The sequence below is a fragment of the Spirosoma fluviale genome (assembly GCF_900230225.1).
Classification (GTDB): domain Bacteria; phylum Bacteroidota; class Bacteroidia; order Cytophagales; family Spirosomataceae; genus Spirosoma; species Spirosoma fluviale.
On record NZ_OCNH01000002.1, the window covers coordinates 1259193 to 1279038 of the forward strand.

General features: G+C 48.8%; 16 protein-coding genes. 11 read left to right on the plus strand and 5 right to left on the minus strand.

The annotated features are described in order from the left end of the window. The first annotated feature begins 745 nt into the window (after positions 1-745). The 4 genes from CRO74_RS15690 to CRO74_RS31620 all read left to right on the plus strand — a co-directional run bounded on the left by CRO74_RS15690 (position 746) and on the right by CRO74_RS31620 (position 6363). Complete coding sequence (locus CRO74_RS15690; protein WP_097126961.1) at positions 746-1966, plus strand: BamB-related PQQ repeat family beta-propellar protein; 1221 nt, start codon at positions 746-748, stop codon at positions 1964-1966. Positions 1967-2034: 68 nt separating this feature from the next. Beyond that, positions 2035-3234, plus strand: coding sequence for a DUF4249 domain-containing protein (locus tag CRO74_RS15695; RefSeq protein ID WP_097126962.1), 1200 nt, complete (start codon positions 2035-2037; stop codon positions 3232-3234). Between the two features lie 40 nt (positions 3235-3274). Beyond that, on the plus strand, positions 3275-5917 hold the full coding sequence (locus CRO74_RS15700; RefSeq protein ID WP_245877864.1) for a TonB-dependent receptor: 2643 nt from the start codon (positions 3275-3277) through the stop codon (positions 5915-5917). A 290-nt stretch (positions 5918-6207) separates the two neighbouring features. Beyond that, positions 6208-6363, plus strand: a complete 156-nt coding sequence (locus tag CRO74_RS31620) for a hypothetical protein (RefSeq protein ID WP_179830214.1) — start codon at positions 6208-6210, stop codon at positions 6361-6363. 251 nt (positions 6364-6614) lie between these two features. On the opposite strand, the gene CRO74_RS15705 is transcribed toward CRO74_RS31620, so the two are convergent. The 3 genes from CRO74_RS15705 to CRO74_RS15715 form a co-directional block, all read right to left on the minus strand. Then, positions 6615-8615 carry a sensor histidine kinase gene (locus CRO74_RS15705; protein ID WP_097126963.1) on the minus strand — a complete coding sequence of 667 codons (2001 nt, stop codon included), beginning with the start codon at positions 8613-8615 and terminating at the stop codon, positions 6615-6617. Between the two features lie 584 nt (positions 8616-9199). Next, a complete protein-coding gene (locus tag CRO74_RS15710; protein WP_097126964.1) occupies positions 9200-10501 on the minus strand; it encodes a sensor histidine kinase in 1302 nt (433 codons plus the stop codon). A 49-nt stretch (positions 10502-10550) separates the two neighbouring features. Next, on the minus strand, positions 10551-10982 hold the full coding sequence (locus CRO74_RS15715) for a response regulator (protein WP_097126965.1): 432 nt from the start codon (positions 10980-10982) through the stop codon (positions 10551-10553). Between the two features lie 353 nt (positions 10983-11335). Between CRO74_RS15715 and CRO74_RS15720 the strand changes: the two genes are divergently transcribed. The 7 genes from CRO74_RS15720 to CRO74_RS15750 all read left to right on the plus strand — a co-directional run bounded on the left by CRO74_RS15720 (position 11336) and on the right by CRO74_RS15750 (position 18632). After that, positions 11336-11893 (plus strand): alpha/beta fold hydrolase, encoded by a 558-nt coding sequence (locus CRO74_RS15720; protein WP_097126966.1) that lies wholly within the window; start codon positions 11336-11338, stop codon positions 11891-11893. A gap of 25 nt (positions 11894-11918) precedes the next feature. Beyond that, a complete protein-coding gene (locus CRO74_RS15725) occupies positions 11919-12470 on the plus strand; it encodes a dihydrofolate reductase family protein (RefSeq protein WP_097126967.1) in 552 nt (183 codons plus the stop codon). Positions 12471-12632: 162 nt separating this feature from the next. Next, positions 12633-13004, plus strand: coding sequence for a DoxX family protein (locus tag CRO74_RS15730; protein ID WP_097126968.1), 372 nt, complete (start codon positions 12633-12635; stop codon positions 13002-13004). Positions 13005-13270: 266 nt separating this feature from the next. Beyond that, positions 13271-15400 carry a PAS domain S-box protein gene (locus tag CRO74_RS15735; protein WP_097126969.1) on the plus strand — a complete coding sequence of 710 codons (2130 nt, stop codon included), beginning with the start codon at positions 13271-13273 and terminating at the stop codon, positions 15398-15400. A gap of 126 nt (positions 15401-15526) precedes the next feature. After that, a complete protein-coding gene (locus tag CRO74_RS15740) occupies positions 15527-15805 on the plus strand; it encodes a hypothetical protein (protein WP_097126970.1) in 279 nt (92 codons plus the stop codon). Between the two features lie 205 nt (positions 15806-16010). Further along, complete coding sequence (locus CRO74_RS15745) at positions 16011-17330, plus strand: WD40 repeat domain-containing protein (RefSeq protein ID WP_097126971.1); 1320 nt, start codon at positions 16011-16013, stop codon at positions 17328-17330. 432 nt (positions 17331-17762) lie between these two features. After that, entirely contained in the window at positions 17763-18632 is an 870-nt protein-coding gene (locus CRO74_RS15750; protein WP_097126972.1) for an alpha/beta hydrolase, read from the plus strand. Positions 18633-18796: 164 nt separating this feature from the next. On the opposite strand, the gene CRO74_RS15755 is transcribed toward CRO74_RS15750, so the two are convergent. Then, a complete protein-coding gene (locus CRO74_RS15755) occupies positions 18797-19033 on the minus strand; it encodes a hypothetical protein (RefSeq protein WP_097126973.1) in 237 nt (78 codons plus the stop codon). A gap of 149 nt (positions 19034-19182) precedes the next feature. Beyond that, positions 19183-19599, minus strand: coding sequence for a response regulator (locus tag CRO74_RS15760; RefSeq protein ID WP_097126974.1), 417 nt, complete (start codon positions 19597-19599; stop codon positions 19183-19185). Between the last annotated feature and the right edge of the window lie 247 nt (positions 19600-19846).

The following is a 19846-nucleotide window of genomic DNA, read 5'->3' on the forward strand; positions in this document are numbered from 1 at the left end:
CCCCAGTAGCGTTGCCAGTCAGCCTCTTTAGTGTTGGCACCTTAATAATAGGATCTAACCCATCTTCTTGCAGGTATAGCAGGAAACTATCAACTCGCATGGACAGGTATTTATTTGTATTGGCAAACGCCACTAAATGAGTACCGGGCCTGGTTACTTTGAGGGTACCAACCAATGAAAGCAAGAAGCAGGTAGATTCGTTTCATTTCTCAAAGGTAGAGCTTGTTGCAAAAAACACGCGGTCTAATTGACTCGCTTACTGGCTAAAATGAATATGTCCTTTCCACTGTGTTTGTTGTCGAAAATGGCGTATTTGTGACTAACGTACCAACTAATGTGGTGAAAGCCCCTTTGTTTCTATCACATTAGTTGATCTCAGTAACTCCTCCCCAACATGAGAAGATCAGTTACAAATGACTCAGCTCCTAAATAGGGATTTTTTTGAAACACTGCTTCTCTCAATTGCTTAGATGCCTTTAGATTCTGATGCACAGAAGTTCTGCATCAATAGCGATAGTAAAAAGGGAGCTTTAATGTCTTACTACACAACCATTCAACGGCTTACTCATTAGGCTGTTCTGAATCTTTGTATAGTTGTAATTAATTAACCTAGTTAATCGTAAGATTTAGTCGTATTATTCTCTTCAAGTTAACTAGTCGACTCACCGCTAGTGGTTTTAACGGAAATGGATTAAACGCAGAACTTGAGAAGCAGGCGATTCCAGGTACCCCATAAGGCTCTTTTATGACTACTCTCTTCAAACTTGCCTCCCTAATCAAGTCGTTGAGTCGATTGAAACATCCTTTTCCAATAGTTGCCATGGGGTACATCCTGATTGGGTTTGGCCTTGCCTTAACCGCCTGTACGCCCAAGTCCACCCTCCTCGTTAAACCGGTGGCTACGCCCCCCGCAGCGGTGACAGCGACAACACCCCCCACGGTGATCGTTACGGCTCCGCTTTTGTACGTTGCCGGTTTTGACAGTAAGCTATACGCGCTGGATACTACAACGGGTACCCAGCGTTGGGTATTTCGGGCCGATACGTCCTTCGAGTCAAGTCCGGTAGTCGCCTATGGAATGATCTATGTTGGTTCTAATGACAGCAAACTCTACGCTATCGATGCGACAACGGGACAACAACGGTGGGCGTTTAAAACGGGCGACTTCGTCCACTCCAGCCCGGTAATTGCCGATGGGATCGTTTATGTAGGCAGTCAGGACGGTAAACTCTATGCCATCGACGCAACAATTGGCAGCCTGCTCTGGGTGTTTACGGTTGGCTTTGGACTTTATTCGAGTCCGGCGGTAGCTAACGGACTGGTCTATATCGGCGGACAGGATAATCAGGTTTACGCGATCGACGCTGGTAATGGCCTGTTACGCTGGAAATTTACGGCCGATGGTTATTTTTTGTCCAGCCCGGTGGTGTCAAACGGACTCGTGTACATTGGCTGCAGCAACAGTAAGCTCTATGCCATCGACGCAGCCACGGGCCGTCAACGTTGGTTATTTCTGGCGGCTGCGGGTATCGATGCCAGTCCGGTAGTGGCCAATGGGCTGGTCTTTGTAGGCAGTTATGATTATAACCTGTATGCGCTTAATGCAGCATCGGGTCAGTTGACATGGAAGTTTCCTACCCAGGGCATACTTTATGGCAGTCCGGTGGTAGCCGATAACGTGGTGTATGTCGGTAGCCGCGATCATAAGCTTTATGCGATTGACGCCCTTACGGGTAAACAACGCTGGTCATTTGCCACCAACTTCGATATTTATTCCACGCCGGTCGTGGCAAACGGGACCGTGTACATTGGCAGTAACGACTTTAATCTATATGCCGTGGATGCCGCTCTGGGCCGTCAGCGGTGGGTGTTTAGAACCGGAGATGTGGTGGTGTCCAGTCCCGTTTTTGCGCAGAAAAATGCCGTCAAAGGGGCTTATCCAACCGTTAGCGGAGCGGGTAAATGACGCCTTGAGTCGGGTAGCAGAATGCTCTTTAGTCCAGTAAGGTAGATCGTATTTCACTCAACGCAGGTATGCTTTTTTTCTCACGGTTCAGTCGGTGGATCAGTTTAAGTTGGGTACTGCTCAGTCTACACGGGTGCATCAATGCGTATGATCCGGACCTGGCGCTCAATGCCAATCTGGTGGTGGTCAGCGGCATTATCACCGACCTTGATGAAGCGCAAACCATTCGTCTGAGCCGGTCCCGTTCCAACGCCGACAGCAGCAACGTAAGTATCCCAATTCAGCGGGCCAACGTTACCGTAACCGCAAACGGCACAACGCCCATAACCCTGATTGAAGTATTGCCCGGTACCTATCGGCTTCCGGCTGATTTTCGGGGAAAGGTAGGGAATACCTATCAACTCCGTTTTCAAACGACCCAAGGGGCTGTTTATGAATCATCGGTAGAAACCATGGTATCCGTTCCACCCATTCTGCGCGTTTACGATCAGTTCAATCCGCAGGGACCCCGAAAAACGGCCGATGGCCTGCCAGTACCCGCCAACGATATTTACCTCGACCTGCAGGATCCCGCCAATGACCGTAACTTTTACCTCTGGCGGTGGCGGCTCTATGAGCTACAGACCTGGTGCGCTACCTGTCAGCAGGGGCGCTACGTGGTGCGCGATATTGGCCCGGTGGGAGCGGGGCCAATTGATATTATCGGCTGCATTCGGGATACAACCCTGGGAACAACCAACCGCTTCGATTATCCCTGCCGGGGTTTGTGCTGGGACATTTTTTATAACATCGACATCGACGCTTTTTCGGACGTGTACACCAACGGGCAACCACAGGCGGGTCATAAGGTGGCTAGTATTCCCATCTACCAGCGCGACCCGGCATTGATTGTTGTTGAGCAGCTTTCCATCTCACCCAATGCGTACCGCTACTATCGGCTGTTTGCCGAGCAGGTTCAGAACACCGGAACGCTGGCCGATTCGCCCCCGGCACCCATTTCGGGAAATATCCGGAACGTCAATAATTCGTCAGAAAATGTAGTGGGTTATTTTTCGGCATCTTCGGTGGCCGTCGGTCGACACAAGATCAAACGGCAGGACGTCAACACGGGCTTGTTTCAGGGTCTTTTTTACGCCATCAACGGCCGAGCCCCCCGGCTGGAAACATCGCAGCCGGGTAGTAGTCCATTTGGCAGCAGTGCTTCCTCGGCCCTTTGTATTTCCAGTGACAGCCGCACGAGCCAGTTACCACCCGGCTGGAATGAATAAACATTGTCCACATTCAGTGCCTGAAGGCCGCCTGTTTATAATGACCAGATTTATCCTCTTTCTGTGTTTATCCCTGTTCGCGGGAACCTGGGCATTGGCGCAGGCCACGTTCCGGCTTTATAACGGCAAAGCTCCCGGTTCCGAACACTGGACATGGACCGAGCAGACCGAACCGGACAGTCTGTCGAAGACCTCTATGGTTACGAACATTGTCAACCCCTCCATCACGGCTTTTCTGCCTGAAAAATCGGTGGCTACCAGCACCGCGATTCTGATTTTTCCGGGTGGGAAAAGACCGAATCAGGCCCCCCGCGTAAGAACGAGTGTTCAGGCCGCACTCACTCGGCCCAATGCGTTTCGGGTTAGTGGAACGGTGCGCGACTCGGCAACAGGGCTTCCGCTGTCGGGCGTTGCCATTGTCATCGACTATCGGAAGCACCTTTCGGGCACCAACACCAATGCGGAGGGGCACTATACCATTGAGGTGCCGTCGGGCAATCATATCCTGATTGCCCGGCTGGTTGGCTACACGCCCGTTCGGAAGGAAATTCATCTGGTCGACGATTCACTCATGGTCGATGTAGCCCTGATTAGCGTGGCAAGTCAGCTGGAAGAGGTCGTTGTCACGACCAAAGGCTTTGATCAGACCTTACGCCAGCCTATGCTCGGGGCCAATCAATTAAACATCAATACCTTAAAGAAACTGCCCTCGGCATTGGGCGAAGTTGATCTGCTGCGTGGGCTGCAAATGCTGCCGGGTGTGACGAGCGTGGGGGAGGCCTCCAATGGGGTCAATATTCGGGGAGGCACTACCGACCAGAATCTGATTCTGCTGGATGAAACGCCTATTTTTAACCCGACGCATATGTTTGGGCTGTTCTCGGTATTTCCGCCCGATGTTATGAGTACGGTCGATTTATACAAAGGGAATGTTCCGGCCCGGTTCGGAGGTCGGGCCGCGTCGGTGCTCGATGTGTCCCTACGGAATCCTACTCTGGATCAGTTCAGCCTGTCCGGAGGGGTCAGTGTGGTGTCGAATAAACTCACCGCCGATCTACCCATCGTGCCGGGGAAATTCGGCCTGCTGATTTCCGGACGAGGGGCTTTCAACGATTTTTTGCTCCCCATCGTGTCCGACAGGCTGGCTAATATCCGGGCAAAGTTCGGCGATGGGGTACTGAAGGCATTCTGGCGAATCGATAACCGAAACACGCTGACCGTGACGGGTTACACCAGCCTGGATTTGTTCAGGACGGACTTACTGGCCAATCTGCCCAATGTAACCGGTACATCGACCCGTTACAATCATCAGACAATCAACGTGATGGCCCGCTGGTTTCGAACGCTTTCGTCCCGACTAAACTGGCAAACGACGGGTGTGTATGGGTATTATATACCCAAAATTTTATCGTCGGAACTAAGCGGTAACCTGGTCACCTTACGCTCCTCGGTGCTACAGCGTCAACTGAAATCAAACCTGAATTACCAGCTAACCAATCAGAAGCTTGAATTTGGTATCAGCGGAACGCATTACCAGCTTGAACCGGGAACACTCCTGCCCGGCCAGAGTGATCAGGTTAACTACGTGACAACCCCCACTGAAAAGGCCCTCGAACTAGCTCTGTACGCTGACTATGAACGAAGTCTAGGGACACGACTGGCCATATCGGCCGGGCTGCGTTTCTCTCAGTTTCTCGCCTTGGGGCCATCGCTGGTGCGACACTATAGGGTGGGGGAGCCCCGCGACGATTTCTCGGTCACCGACTCCACTCGTTACGCGGCCGGGCAGATTACCCAACGCTATGGCGGGCCTGAACCCCGGCTGGGTATTCGCTATACACTGGGGGCTAATTCATCGGTTAAGTTCGGCTACAACCTGATGCGGCAGTACCTGCAAGTGGTCACCAACACCACCACACCCCTGCCCACCTCCCGCTGGAAAACGTCCGATCCCAACGTACGGCCCCAGGTTAGTCAATTAGTGACAGCAGGGCTGGTTCATTCCTTTAAAAATAATATTTACGAGCTAACCCTGGAAGGCTACTACCGGTTTACGCAACATATCATCGATTACCGTCCGGGAGCGGACTTTTTATTACAGCCTTACCCCGAAACGCAATTGTTGCAGGGGCGCAGCAAGGCGTATGGCGTTGAGTCGATGATTTCTAAAAAGAAAGGAGAGCTGACGGGGTGGTTGAGTTACACCTATGCCCGGACGCTCAATCAGGTAAACGAAGGCCCCACGGTGCAGGAGAGCGTCAATAATGGCAACTGGTACCGGGCTAACTACGACCGGCCGCACGCCGTAAATGCCAATATGACAATCGACGTAGATCGCCACAATAGCTTCAGTTTCACCTTTGCCTATAGTACGGGTCGCCCTTATTCGACGCCGACCGGTTTCGTGACGATCGATGGAGCGCAGTATCCATACTATGGCGTTCGTAACAACAGCCGATTGCCTGATTATCACCGGCTGGATTTCAGCTGGAATATTTATAACCCAGGTATGAAGGCCAGGCGATGGGAGGGCCGTTGGGCCTTCACGGTGTATAATCTGTATGGCAAAAAAAATGCTTACTCTATTTTCTTCAAGGCAGAGAATGGTAAAACCAACGCCTATCAGTTACAGATTTTTGCCGCGCCCATAGCCTCCCTGTCGTATAATTTTGTGTTTAAGTAGGCGTATGCTAGATCCTAGAGCTGACAATCCTATCATCGAAGAAGTAATTAAAGAATAAAGTCTGCTAAAAACGCTCCCGCGTGAGACTAAGAGACGTTCGTATATCCGCTTCTCAAATGGGGCGTATTTTTAATAACTGTTAACTACTATCCGTCGCATACGCAACTGCATAAAGTGCCAGTGGTGGCCTATTACCTAGTTACTACAATTTTGTATTTACCGATTAACCTGGTATATAATTGTATTAACTTGTTTTAATTTATTCAATTAGGTACGAAAATTTTATAGCTATGTCTGACAATGACGGAAAAGAAGAAACGATGCAAGCGGATCAGAAAGACCTGTTCCGTGAACTCTCACGGGAGCAGGCAGAAGCCGAGAAAGCACTAGAGGAAGAGCAGGAACGATCAGGAAGCGCAAAGCCGCAGGATGAGAGCGATGATTAACAAAGTACAAAAAAGCCAGTAATGCTGTAATAGGTCACTACTGGCTTTTTTCAAGACCCGTCTGTTACGGACTGTATTGGCCAGATATTAAAATGTCATTGTCTTATAAAAACGCTCCCATGCGAGACACTTGAGCTTACATGCGTCTGCTTCTTAATTGGGGCGTTTAACTGGACGGTTTGTTTTAATACCAGTCAACCACTATTCGTAGCATACGGCATACGTTCTTTATAATAATAGCGCTGCTACTATCAACCTTTCAAGGGAAAGGTGATGGTGAACGTCGTCCCAATACCTTCGGTACTGTCGACCTCCAGATAACCCTGCATGAGTTCCACATATTCTTTACAGATAGCTAACCCTAAACCAGTCCCCCTGATCTGGTGCACATTGCTGGCCCGAAAGAATTTGCCGAATAAGTACGTCAGATCTTTTTCCGGGATACCGATTCCCTGATCAGTCACGGCTAGCCGTACCGTGTGTTCAGAAAATTCAATAGCCAGTCTGGGGTTAGTAGAGGAAAACTTAAAGGCATTGGATAAGAGATTGGTCAGGACGTGACTCATTAGCTTGGCATCAATAGATACCTCTATCGGATCACCCAGTACACTTACCGCAACTTGTGAGCTATCCTCCCGGTTTGTAAAATCAGATACGATAACCTGTCGCACGAGTGCCACTAAATCGATCTTCTGTAATAACACGTGAATTTTACCCTCATCTAGTTTGCTCAGGGTCAGCGTGTCCATAATTAACGCATCGAGCCCTGTTGTCCGCTCGAAAATGACATTCAGGTGCTTTGTCAGTAAGGCTGTGAACGGCGTTTGTGGCTCCCGACTTAAGTAATACCGGACTAACTCCACACTGGAGCTAATGGTCGTCAGGGGTGTTTTGAATTCGTGAGAAGCGGTGGTAATGAACTGCGATTTTAAGGCATTAAGATCCTGTTCTTTCTTGAGGGTTTCTTCAAGAGTATGTTCTTTTTCCAGGATTGACGTAATGTCAGTGCTGATGCCAATTCGGCGCGATGGCCTACCACCCTCCTCATGAATGCCAAAAGCACGGACCCGGAGCCATCGCCAGCTGCCGTCCCGATGACGGGCTCTGAACTGGTAACTGAGTGACTGCTCAACTTCTTGAAAAGCCCTCAACACCGTATTCCGATCCTGCTCAAAGACAAATTCTAAAAATGCGGTCTCATCGGAAAACAACGGCTGAGGGGATAACCCGCTAAAGGCTTCATAAGCGGAATTGATGTAGAGGAACTTGCATTCCCTCAGATCGCGAATCCAGAATATCTCCTCCATGTTATCGGCTATCTGCCGAAAGCGCTCTTCACTTTCCCGTAGTGCCGCTTCCGCCTGCCTCCGGTCAGTAATATCAGTCAAAGTACCACTCAGACCATCTGCCTCCTGGTGTTTGTTAAGCGTCTGTCGGATAAAGACTTCCACATAGCGAATCGAACCCGTTTTATGGCTTAAACGAACCACGGGTTGGTCTAAAGGTTGTTGACCGATCCTGACCTGTTCCAGATACGTCTGAATACGTGGCCGGTCGTCCTCAATAACAAAGTCCAGCAGCAGGCGACCCTGAGATTCCGCAACGGAGTAGCCCGTAATGGTTTCCCAGGCCAGATTCAGAAAGAGCCAGTTTCCATCCAGTCTAGCCTGAAAAACAACCTCTTTCATGGTATTGATCAGAAGCGAACGCAGGCTATGCTCCCTGCGTTCGTTCTCCTGTGTTCGCTCCAACTCCCCGGTTTTTTTTCGCAGGCTAAGCAGCGTAACAACCTGTCGGGCCAGTATGGTTAAGCTTTTTGCCTGAGCAGACGTGAGCTGGTTTGGTTTATTATCAATAACACACAGGGTGCCCAGCGCCCAGCCCTCTTCGGTAACGAGGGGTACACCGGCGTAAAAAATAACTCCGGGTTTCTGGTAGACAAGGGGGTTCTCCGAAAATCGTCTATCCTGGGTAGCATCCGAAACCACCATCATTTTATCGGGCTGCTGAATGGCATGGGTACAAAAAGAGAGGTGCCGGTCGGTTTGTAAAGGAAGAAACCCATGTCGGGACTTAAACCACTGTCGATCCCGGTCAATAAACGAAATCAATGAAATTGGCATACCACAAATCTGGGCGGCCAGATGCGTAATATCATCATATTCCAGTTCGGGCAGCGTATCAATGATGGTGTAGGTATCTAAGTTGGCCAAGCGGTCAAGTTCGGGTTGCTGGAATGTAAGCGTGTGCATTTCGAGGAAAGATGTTGAATGTGTCTAAAAATGATGATTGTCGATGACCGTCTGCTTTGGACAAGGAATGGAGAAGCAGCAGTTACCCAGCGCCTTTTTCTAAACGGCCGCTTTACATTGCGTATAGACTGAAACAGTCTCGCCCTCGGGTATTTAATTTTATGATAAGGACAACCGGAGCAAGCTGCCTAGGACAAAGAGCCACTGACTATAAAAGCTTATTTTAGTTGCAAGCCTTAACTAGTCATATTCTAGATACAAGGTGTTACAAGTTTTCTTTTCTTAAAATTAATCACTTAAATATTAACAAATGCTGATATGTATTCAATAAAATGAATTTATTCGTCACCGAGTAGATTTCGGCTCGTTGGGAAGCACCTACTGTCTCAACCGAGATACCGGAAAGGAACCGTATGTGATTGATTGAGCTGCGGTGACCGGTTCAGCGGCTGGTCTTGGCGGGGACCCGCACATAGGGGTGCGGGACTATCTGACTACTATTATAAATAACTGTCTCACTAAAGGCACCCCCATGAAACGCAGAAGCGTTCATGCGTCTGCTTCTTAAACGGGGCATTTAATGATTAGGTTGAAACGGACTCGGGTGATTCCTGATTGTTCAAAAAGCGAATTCGAATCAAGGTGCCGTGGCCAACGGTGGTTTCAATATCCATACTCGCTTTTAAAAACTCACACAGGCGCTTGACGACAAAGAGGCCAATCCCTTCACTATCCGAGGATTGACCATTATTCTTTTGTTTGAACTGCGTGTCGGGTACTTCACTACTGGGGTAGCTCTTGGGGCCATCGGGTTGCTGAATGCTGGTGGGTTCAGATAGGGGCTTGAGTTGGGTAGCCAGTAACCCGACGGGGCCGCTACTCAGGCCCGGCCCCGTATCCTGCACACTCACCAGCCAGCGCGTTTCGTTCTCGGCTGACCAGGAGACACTAACCGACCCTTTGTGCGTATACTTCAAGGCGTTTACCAGTAGATTCTGTACGATTCGTTGCACCTTGACCGGGTCACTCACGACGGGTAAATGGTCAGGACCGTCGGCCCTCAGAATCAACTTCCGGGTATGGGCAAATCCCTGAGCGCTATCTACAATATCGCGTAGTAGCTTGGCGGCATCAAACGACTTAATATCAACCGTCTCCAGACCGGCTTCCAGACGGGCATGATCCGTCATTTGGTGTAACATGTGCTGAATCGTCCCTAAGTTCCGGTTGAGCATATCGACGTACTGATCCCGCTCGTCCGCTTCCGCAGGCATCTTCAGTAACGTGGCGGCACCGAAGAGAACGCCGAAACTGGCGCGTAAGTCATGGGACGTTTGGCGCAGATGCTCCCCCCGTTGCCGACTTAATTCGTTGACCTGGTCCAGGGTGTGCTGAAGCGTTTGCGCTTGCTCGGCTGCGCTGGTCTGCCGGAGTTGATCATAGTACAGGACGCTGCCGGTAGTAGCCTCCTTGACTAATCGGAGTAGTTGGCCATGAACCTGAATAATCACCTGGGGTCTTGTGTCAGGATAAAGATCAACGTACTGCTTTATCTCTTCGGCCAGAATGTCGTAGAAGTTAGCTAACTCATGGGTCAATTCTTTGAGGGAATACCCGCGTTGCCAGCGGTGTAGGCCATGCTGACCCGCTCGTTCGACGGGGTCTGTTTCTGGATCCTTTCCCATGAGCCATTGCCCCAGAATATTGAGCAGCACGGGCATCTGATCATAAAACTCCTCCCGGCCAAAGCTGTTACGGGTATCCATTCCCGCATCGTTAGCACATCGAAGGCGCCATTGGTTCAGGATAGCTTCCCGACGGGAGTAGAGTATATACTCGGCTATCTGCTTGAGTTGGTCGTTGTCTTCTTTATCTTTCTTAGCCATCAGTCAACTCAATAATTTTACGATTACCTATACGCTTTAGGCACCAGAATTAATAAAATGGTTTAGGAGGTAGGGTAGATATTTGCCACCAGAAATTGTGTAGAACTGTGAAATAATCCAGCCATTGCCGGGGGTCGGATGACTTAACCAGGTAGGACGAACACCCCAAGTCGTATGATCCTTTAACATCTTCCTTTAAGTCGGAATGGCTAAAAATAACGATAGGCAATAAATGAGACACCTTACTTTGTTTGATCGCTTCCAGGCATTGCCACCCATCATCCCGCCCAGGCAGATACAAATCCAGTAAAATCAGGTTGGGTAATTGGCGCTCGCTTTGCGCATGCAGATAGTCTAATGCCTGGTTCGGGTTTCTGACCCAAACGGCTTCGGTGTCCGGCATACTACTTGCCATAGCGGCTCGAATTAATGTCCATTGATCATCACGGTCATCAACGACAAGAATCTTTTTTTTACGCATCAGCTTAAGAAGTTAGACGGATTAATATAAAAGTAGTCAAACAATTGATGATAAAACCGTAATATGTTTTCAGGCATGATAGAAACGTATGCTGCGAGTAACATTGGACAGTTATTAAAAAGTAGATGTCTCGCAAAAACGCTCCCATGTGATACGAAGCATCATCTTAGCCCATTGACGGGGCTGCAGATCCTGCCAATCGATCGTTTCCCTGGCATTGGTTAGCTGGGAATAAGATCGATGGAGGTCAGGTAATCCGTCGCAAACCACCTCTCAAATTGGCGCAAACGCCCACGACACGACAAACAAGGCTGCTTTACCTTTGTTGGATACTACTTGACTGGTAAACAACCATGAGCTGGATCAATAAGCAAGTGCTCTTTATTCAAGGGGGAGGAAGTCAGGAAGACTATGAGGCCGATAAACACCTCGTTGCTTCGCTGAAAGCGCTTTTAGGCGATGCGTATCGTGTGCATTATCCGCGCTTAGCTACCGATGAGTCGGTTCCGGATTTAGGCAGGATCAAGCAGATTGGCCACCAAATTTCGCGGATTGAGGGCGAGCTTATTCTGGTCGGACACTCTTTAGGGGCTTCCATGTTATTGAAATACGTTTCCGAAAGCGAAGTCAAGATAAAGCCCATAGCTATTTTTCTGATGGCTACCCCGTTTTGGAGCGGTGATGAAGACTGGAAAGAAGGCTTTAAGTTGGCAGATAATTTTGCGGATAAGGTGGCCAGGGAGCTGCCTGTCTTTTTTTACCACAGCCAGGATGATGACGAGGTGCCCTTTGCTCACCTCGCCCTTTATCGGCAAAAAATGCCTTGGGCAACTTTCCGCGAACTACCCAGCGGAGGTCATCAACTGGGTAATGACCTCACTCGTGTAGCCAATGATATTAAATCCTTATGAACAGGAAAGCACTTAACTCAATACCATGAGAACGGTGACATTTGGAATAAATATCAGCCTGGATGGCTATTGTGACCACACGCTGTTCAAGCCCAGTGAAGAGGTGCATGCGTATTTCACCAGCCTGCTGAACGAGGTTGATCTGCTCTTTATGGGTCGGATCATGTACCAGCTCATGTTTCCCTTTTGGGCCGATGTAGCCAAAAACCAATCCGGCTTAGCCGATGAAAATAGGTTTGCCCAACGACTGACGGCTATCGATAAAGTGGTTCTTTCACAATCACTGGACAAGGTGGAGGATAACACGCGAATCGTTCGTAGCAACCCGGTCGAAGAACTCCTCAAACTGAAACAGCAACCCGGCCGAAAAATTTCTGTAGACAGTGTAAGTCTGCTTCCGGAATTGATCGCAGCAGGCCTGATCGATGAATTTCATCTGGTTGTCCATCCGGTGCTGGTGGGAAGAGGTAGACAATTGCTCGATGGGGGCAGCCTTCCGGAAAATTTAGATTTAAAACTGGTTGACACGATCGTTTTCAACTCTGGCTGTGTGGCGCTTCAGTACTTGACCCAATGAGAACAAGCTTTACGGCAAGCGCAATAGCTCTCTAGTTACGGCGGCTCAATGAATAGCCTACGTACAGGCTATTTCAATATTCACTATACAACATATGAATTATTATTATTTTAGTATCTTTCACCTCAATAAACAACCTTTATCTCCTTAATCGCTTTAGCTATGTCTGCCTCTCTTCGCAACACAATTGCTTGGATTCTACAAGTAGTACTAGGGTTATTTTTCATGTTTTCGGGCTTCAATAAACTACGCGACATGTCCTCTACGGTAACCATGTTTGGTAACCTGGGGCTACCGGGCCTATTGGCTTATGTGGTGGGGGGAGCCGAATTGCTGGGCGGTATTGGCCTGCTGGTACCGCGTCTAACCCGTTTTGCCGCCATGGGTTTACTGATCATCATGATTGGAGCGGTCTTTATGCATGCCACGAAGATTCCCGGCGGTCTCGCTGGTGGTATACCGGCCCTGGTCTCCTTAATTCTGTTAGGCGTACTGGTGTGGCTGCGGCAACCCATAACACCTACTACAACCTAAAGCGAGTAAAATAACCGTCTCTTCAATCGCTCCTGCTTGAGACGAAAGAGCTTTTATGTTAGGCATCAGTATGTAGCCCTTTAGAGAAACGTTTAAGTAAACGGGTCTGAGAAGGGGAATACACTTTCCTGTCATCCTTATTTTCAACAGTCGTTTGCCGTTACCTCCAGGTAATCAAAAAAGAAGCAGCAAAGGTCTTTTAATATAAAGTAATAATATATAGTTTAGCTACTAACTATACTAGTTGTTACTTTTTACACCTGTACATGCTGCCTAACATATACTTGTTTACTAAACGGCGTCTAATTGATCTTACCTTCCTGGGGGCGGCTTTGTTACTACTAGGGGGCCTTGGGATGTTAGCGACTCTGCTTTACCGACAGCAACAAGATCAGGAATGGGTGATACATACCGACCAGGTCATTGATCAGCTCAAGGCACTGGAAGCCAGGGTAGTGGATGCCGAAGCCAGCACTCGGGGCTACGTAGCGACGGGCGATACAATGTTTCTCCAACCTTACCATCAGGCCCTTCCTCAGATAGCCACCAGGCTGAAGACACTAACCCGACTGGTGGCCGATAATCCCGGCCAAATACGAAAAGTGCAGCAGCTGGAGCGAGTAGTAAGCAATAAGATAGCCATCCTTTCCGAGCTTAAGCGGCCCAATGGATCGGCTAAGGCCTTATTGCCGATTGGTAAACAACGCATGGATACGGTCCGTAAGCACATAGCTACCCTCATCCAGGTGGAACAGCAGCTCCTGCGTACTCGCCAGCAGGAGCTACAGGCCGATTACGGGGCGACCAGTCGGTTGATTTGGCTGTTGTTGGTGCTGGCCCTGGTAAATGGCGGGTGGTCTTACTGGCTGGTTGGCCATGAGTTCAACCGTCGGAAAGAGGTCGAGCAACGCCTTGAAAGCAGTCAGCAACGCTACCGCTCTCTGGTTGAGCACCTGAAAGTAGTGGTCTTTCAAACCGATTCCCGTGGGCGATGGACTTATTTAAATCCTGGCTGGGAGAACCTCACCGGCTTTCCGGTGGAGGCCTCCCTGGGGGACTATCTGGTGAATGCCGTGCTGGATGAAGACCGCTTATCTACTCAGCAACTGTTGGAGCAGATTCAGGCGGGAAGCTGGCCACCGGATGGCTCCCTGTTGATTCGCTTTCGTCATCGAACCGGTGGCTATCGCTGGCTTGAGGTGTTGATGGCTGGTACATTCGATGACCAGCAGCAATTTGTGGGTCTGACGGGTACATTACTCGATCGAACCGAAGCCAAGCAGGCCCAGCAGGCTCTCGTAGAAAGCGAACAACGCTTTCGGGCGATTGCCGAAAATGTGGATGAAATCTTTTGGGTGCGCGACATCCACAGCCCAACGTTTCTGTACATGAACCCGAGCTTTGAACGCTATACCGGCATCAGCCTGGAAACGGTTTATGCCCATCCGCTGGCTTTTACCCAGGCGATCGTTGAGGAAGATCGACCGCTGGTGCTGGAAGCGTTTATGAGCCAGCAGCCCCGCCATGCTTTTCGCTTCCGGGTACACCACCCCAACGGTACGATTCGCTGGCTAAGTACGCGCATATTCACCAAAAAAAACGAAGCCGGCCAACTCACGCGACGAATGGGCATGGCCACCGACATAACAGCGGCCCTGGAAAAAGAACGGCGGCTGGAAGAGTCCCTGGCGACCGAACGGTCATTTAATGCCTTAAAGTCCCAGTTTATTGCAACGGCCTCTCATCAGTTTCGGACTCCCTTGACGGCCATCAAACTGAGTGCCAGTCTCATCCAGCGGTATCTTCATTCCGGTGCGGGCAGTGTGCTGACGTCTAAAATTCACAAGCAGCTCGCTACGATTAACCATCAAGTCATGACCCTAACGGAGTTAATCAATGATACACTCACGCTGAGTAAGATTGAAGCCGGTCAACAACGGGTCGAGCTAGCGGCCATCGATTTACTTAAGTTAAGTGAAGAAGTGGTCAGCTTGTTTGAGAATCGGGAAGATGGGCGTCAGGTAGAGCTAGCCGTGCAGGGAGAGCCAGTTCGAGTGAGTGCGGATAAAACGTTGTTGAGCCATGTGCTGACCAATCTGCTCTCGAACGCCTTTAAGTTTTCCTCAAGCAACCCACAGCTATCGATTGTCTATGAGTGTCATCAGGTACGGGTATTGGTCCGTGATCAGGGCATAGGTATTCCCCAGGCTGATTTGGCTCACTTATTTGGTAAATTCTTCAGAGCCAGTAACGCCGGGGGCATTTCGGGGACGGGTCTTGGTTTAACCATTTGTCAGGAGTATATGACCCTGCAACACGGTCGGATTGAGGTAGCCAGCACCGAAGGGGAAGGCACTGTGTTTACGGTTATGTTAAGTTTGGCGGCTACTGAGTGAATTAGACAAGTCGTTCTTTACATTGTGTCCTGTCTGTCATCCTCCTCAAGTGGGACAGGGTGAACCCGGAATATGTAATTTGGGCTTGTCGGTAACTTTCTTATAAAATTTCAACCCTCATCAAGTATGAAAACTTTTCATGTTGCTATTGACCTCCGCTCGTTTTTGCTAGGCGCGCTTGCTCTGGGCGGCCTACTGACGCTAACCAACTTCAAGCCCGCCCACGATGGCCAGCCCGACCCGACGGTTCTGGATACACGCCGGTTTCAGGTTGTGGCTAGCGATCGACAAATGATTATTCTGGACACGAAAACGGGACGATTCATTCTCGATCCATTTAGCACCACCAAACCCAAATGGGTGGTTGGCGATTTTGAGGAGCTACAAAAGCCGGGAGGTAAATAAAAGACCTAATAAAAAAAGCATGATCGTAAAAGTTACAATTCCACCAGGACCAACCGTGTTTAAACTAATCGATAAGACAAGGCTCCAAAAAGGTGTTTTAGATTTGTCTTGGCAGATCTAAAACACAAGCTAACCCATTATTGGATGAGGACACGTTGGACTGATCGCTTCACCGCTCCTGATCGCTTTAGGTTTAGTGACCCACATGGCGTTTATGCTCTATGCGTATTCAACTGGCTATTTCCAGCGACTTGAGGCCTGGGTCTACGATATTGATGGCAATCCCAAAGGACTCCTGGTTAGTGCCAGTGATAACAAGATTAGACTCTGGCAGCAACGGCGTTGTATCACTACGCTAGTCAGCCCTCAGGATATAGTACGGTGCCTGAGCCTTTCAACTGATGGCGCGGTTTTAGCGTCGGGAGCAGTAGATCATTCGATTTTACTATGGTCGGTTTCCCAGGCCCGGCCCATTCGGCGGCTATTGGGGCATCGTGGGATCGTCACTCAGGTCTACATTAGTCCTGATCGACAGTGGCTTCTTAGCCAAAGTATGGATAGCACCCTTTGTATCTGGCAGTTACCGACGGCAAAACTCATTAAGCGCCTGCCTGCCTGGAACACGGGTTTTTCGGTAAGTCCATCGGGCCAGTTGGCTTATTGTGATCGGCAGGCCAATCTTACGGTAATTGATCTGAAGACTCAGGCCGTTTTGTGGCAGGTGCCCCAAGTACCAGGCAAACCACAGTTTTCGCCAGCTGGTGATCAGGTAGCCTGGATCGACACGGCAAGTCACTGCTCCGTTTTTAACTCCCTTACGCACCAACGAATCGTTACCTTCGCATTGGGAGCTCACACGAACTGGAACATTAGCTTTACCCCCGACAGCAAACAACTGTTGACAAGTAAATGGGGCGGAGCGATTGAGTTATGGAACTGGAGGCAGGCCAAGCGACTGACGCAGTTTTACGCTTATACACTAGCGGGCGTTGAGGACTTACGCTTTGACGAGTTGGGTCGACTCCAAACAGCGGGTAATGGCTCGATTAGATACTGGGATTTATCTTCTCAGCGACTGCTATTCTCCATCGGGGACGGTGCTTACCGTAAAGTTCTGTTGAATTGGTTTACCGTTTGGCTGGTGTTAACCTTAACCGTTAGCTATGTTGTTTTGGGATCGGCCCACGACCCTACCTATGCGCAATACACTATCTTGGGAATACTAACGCTATGGAGCCTGGGCCTGCTTCTTGTGGTGGATCAAGTACGTTCATGGCTAGAGCGTTGGGCGCTTGGCGGATTATGGGTTATGGTTGGCCTTACCTTGCTTTCCTTCTTGTTGTATTACGTTGCGTTCATCTCATTGGTGACCCTCCCGATTGGCTTCTATTTTGGGTATGTCTATCTACTTAAGCCATCGCCTACCCGTTGGTCCAACAGCTTACTGCCTCTAGGGTTATTGTTGGCCAGTACATTCTTTGTATTTAGCTCACTGGACGACGTCGTGTTCTATCTATCTTTTTAAGTCGAAGAATAGCCAACTCTTTTGGGGTCAAGGTGATTGGAACCCAGCATTATGTGCTGCACTTGTCTGATTCTCAAAAAACTATTGATTCCCGGTATACACTCCAACTAGAGACTGCTCCTTAATTAGTATGTTTAAACAAATTGTATTGCCAAACGATAAACGCTCAAAATTATAGCCCTTTACCAGTGCGTAATTCATTCGGGCGACACGTCACAAAAAATAGACGCCTTTGGCTACAACAAACACGGCCCACAACCGCAGCTTTGCTACTAAAGTGGCTGACCGATCTCCGTCGGCAGTCATACTGCTATCGAGCTTTTAGGGCTATATTTGAGCTGAAACCACTCCGAATACCGCCACACCAGCAAGCCCTAATCCGGTAGCGGTCAGGCAAAAAATTCGAGGCCATCATTCGTTAAATTTTACCAAATGAAATTATTGCTGTATACCGTTCGATGGCTATCGATTCTGCTTATGGTTGTCGCTTCACCGGCAAAGTCCCAGCCTACGCAGCCGTATAGTTATCCATCTAGTGAGGTGGTGAGGATCCACTCCCAGCTTCTGAACGAAGAGCGTAAGGTGTATGTGCATTGCCCCAAAGTAGACTCCACCGATAAAAATAAGCGATTTGCCGTCTTATACGTACTGGATGGTGACAATCATTTTGAACTGCTGGCTCAGTATGTCGAGTATCTGAGTCGGCCCGATGTGTTGGCCATGCCCAAGGTTATCGTCATCGGTATCCCAAATACCAAACGAACCCGAGACCTTACCCCAAGCAATAGCCTACTGAACTATGAGGGCAAACCCGATAGTAGCTCGTATCAAGGCAGTGGGGGAAACGAAAAGTTTTTACAATTCATGGCGACCGAATTGATGCCCATGATCGAGAAAACGTACCCAACCGCGCCTTATAAAATTTTGGCCGGGCACTCTTTTGGGGGCCTTGCCTCGCTCAATTGTCTGTTGACCCATCCCGATCTGTTTCATGCGTATATAGCCGTAAGCCCCTCGCTTTGGTGGGACAGGGAGTATCTGTTGAGACTGGCTGCTGAGAAGGTAAAGAACGGTTCAGCCTTACACAAAACGCTTTTTTTTAGTGACGGAAATGAAGGTGGCCGTAACTCATTTTTTCATAAACATTTAGTAAAACTGGAGGCAACACTCGCTAAAAAAAAGCTAAAAGGACTTGATTATCTCTATAAACATTACCCCACCGAAACCCACATGACCGAACCCGTTGTGGCCTATTTTGATGCCCTGCGCTTTATTTTTAAGGACTGGGAAAAGCATCGTTAAGGATTCGTACAAATTCCTCGATTCGGACCAGCGACAACGGACCATTTAGTCGCTGTCAACTCCAATCAGCCGCATACGTCCCTCGTTAAAGGACAAAGTTTACCTACTTCGACTAATCGGCAGGCTTTGTCCTTTAACGAGCCCTGATTGACTCTGCTTTGACATTACCCGCGTAAGCGTAGCTCCGCCTTTATCTTTTTTAATTTGTCGAAACTAGTTAGCGCTAACGGCAGAAAGAAGACGGGAAGCATAGTAAGCACACTAAACCCCTTCTGAAAAGTCAAAAAGAGGCTAACCGCTGCCATACTTACCAGTAAGCCAATCATGGCACCAGCCACACGCCTGGTTGACTTTTGTTGTTGATGGAGTTCGTCGACACTCAGCTCGGATAGTTGTTTCATCAGTAGCGACTTGTTTAATTTCAGTTCCAGAGATGATGTGATTCAGAATGTTTACCACCTAATCTTTAGAGGGTAATACACCTGGTTAGCCGGTGTAAAAGACAAAAAATACTTCATTATCGGCAGAGCCCAACATTGAATGTAAATGATCAGAAATTTGGGTGTTGGGATTCACTCCAGTAGGTTATCATACTATGTAGTATGCTCTTCAATTTTTCTATTGAGTTAGGCTTTATAAAGTAGCCTTGCACCCCATAGCTATACGCTTTCATCACCGAACTCGATGAATCGCTGGTCGACATAAAGATGAAGGGAACACATTTTATCCGCAACGCTTCATCATCATAGATCATTTTTTTGAGTTCAAGACCGGATATCTTGTGCATGTTGATGTCGCACAGAATAAAAAATGTTCTTTCTTCGGTTGATCGGATGTGGTCCAGAAATTTTAACCCATCGTTGAAAACGATGATTTCATTCTCCATAGCCAATTCCGAGAAGGCTAGTAATATCAATTCTAAATCCTCATCATCATCGTCAATCACGATAATTGGTTTTTTGTCCATTTCGGTCTGCTTTATGGTCTGGATTTTTAAACTATGGTGTTCTGAAGTGGCACAAAAGCCGTCGATTGACGCGCTTTCACTAACAGCAGAGCGATTGTTGTCTCGGTATCGTAGCGGTTGCCAACGTCGATACCAACTTAGCTTAGCACTGCAAATAGCTGATTTTCAGTTATTGAATGACCGCTGATTGGCGGTTAAACCTGGCTTCCTGGGCTAATTTCAGCCGTCGTAAATTTTAGCCCTACAC

Bases quoted from the DNA above. Each gene is read 5' to 3' on its own strand.
- CRO74_RS15740 (WP_097126970.1), top strand. From the start codon at position 15,527: ATGAAAACTTTTCATGTTGCTATTGACCTCCGCTCGTTTTTGCTAGGC.
- CRO74_RS15755 (WP_097126973.1), bottom strand. From the start codon at position 19,033: ATGAAACAACTATCCGAGCTGAGTGTCGACGAACTCCATCAACAACAA.
- CRO74_RS15690 (WP_097126961.1), top strand. From the start codon at position 746: ATGACTACTCTCTTCAAACTTGCCTCCCTAATCAAGTCGTTGAGTCGA.
- CRO74_RS15710 (WP_097126964.1), bottom strand. From the start codon at position 10,501: ATGGCTAAGAAAGATAAAGAAGACAACGACCAACTCAAGCAGATAGCC.
- CRO74_RS15725 (WP_097126967.1), top strand. From the start codon at position 11,919: ATGAGAACGGTGACATTTGGAATAAATATCAGCCTGGATGGCTATTGT.
- CRO74_RS15750 (WP_097126972.1), top strand. From the start codon at position 17,763: ATGAAATTATTGCTGTATACCGTTCGATGGCTATCGATTCTGCTTATG.
- CRO74_RS15695 (WP_097126962.1), top strand. From the start codon at position 2,035: ATGCTTTTTTTCTCACGGTTCAGTCGGTGGATCAGTTTAAGTTGGGTA.
- CRO74_RS15735 (WP_097126969.1), top strand. From the start codon at position 13,271: ATGCTGCCTAACATATACTTGTTTACTAAACGGCGTCTAATTGATCTT.
- CRO74_RS31620 (WP_179830214.1), top strand. From the start codon at position 6,208: ATGTCTGACAATGACGGAAAAGAAGAAACGATGCAAGCGGATCAGAAA.
- CRO74_RS15705 (WP_097126963.1), bottom strand. From the start codon at position 8,615: ATGCACACGCTTACATTCCAGCAACCCGAACTTGACCGCTTGGCCAAC.
- CRO74_RS15715 (WP_097126965.1), bottom strand. From the start codon at position 10,982: ATGCGTAAAAAAAAGATTCTTGTCGTTGATGACCGTGATGATCAATGG.
- CRO74_RS15760 (WP_097126974.1), bottom strand. From the start codon at position 19,599: ATGGACAAAAAACCAATTATCGTGATTGACGATGATGATGAGGATTTA.
- CRO74_RS15720 (WP_097126966.1), top strand. From the start codon at position 11,336: ATGAGCTGGATCAATAAGCAAGTGCTCTTTATTCAAGGGGGAGGAAGT.
- CRO74_RS15700 (WP_245877864.1), top strand. From the start codon at position 3,275: ATGACCAGATTTATCCTCTTTCTGTGTTTATCCCTGTTCGCGGGAACC.
- CRO74_RS15745 (WP_097126971.1), top strand. From the start codon at position 16,011: ATGGCGTTTATGCTCTATGCGTATTCAACTGGCTATTTCCAGCGACTT.
- CRO74_RS15730 (WP_097126968.1), top strand. From the start codon at position 12,633: ATGTCTGCCTCTCTTCGCAACACAATTGCTTGGATTCTACAAGTAGTA.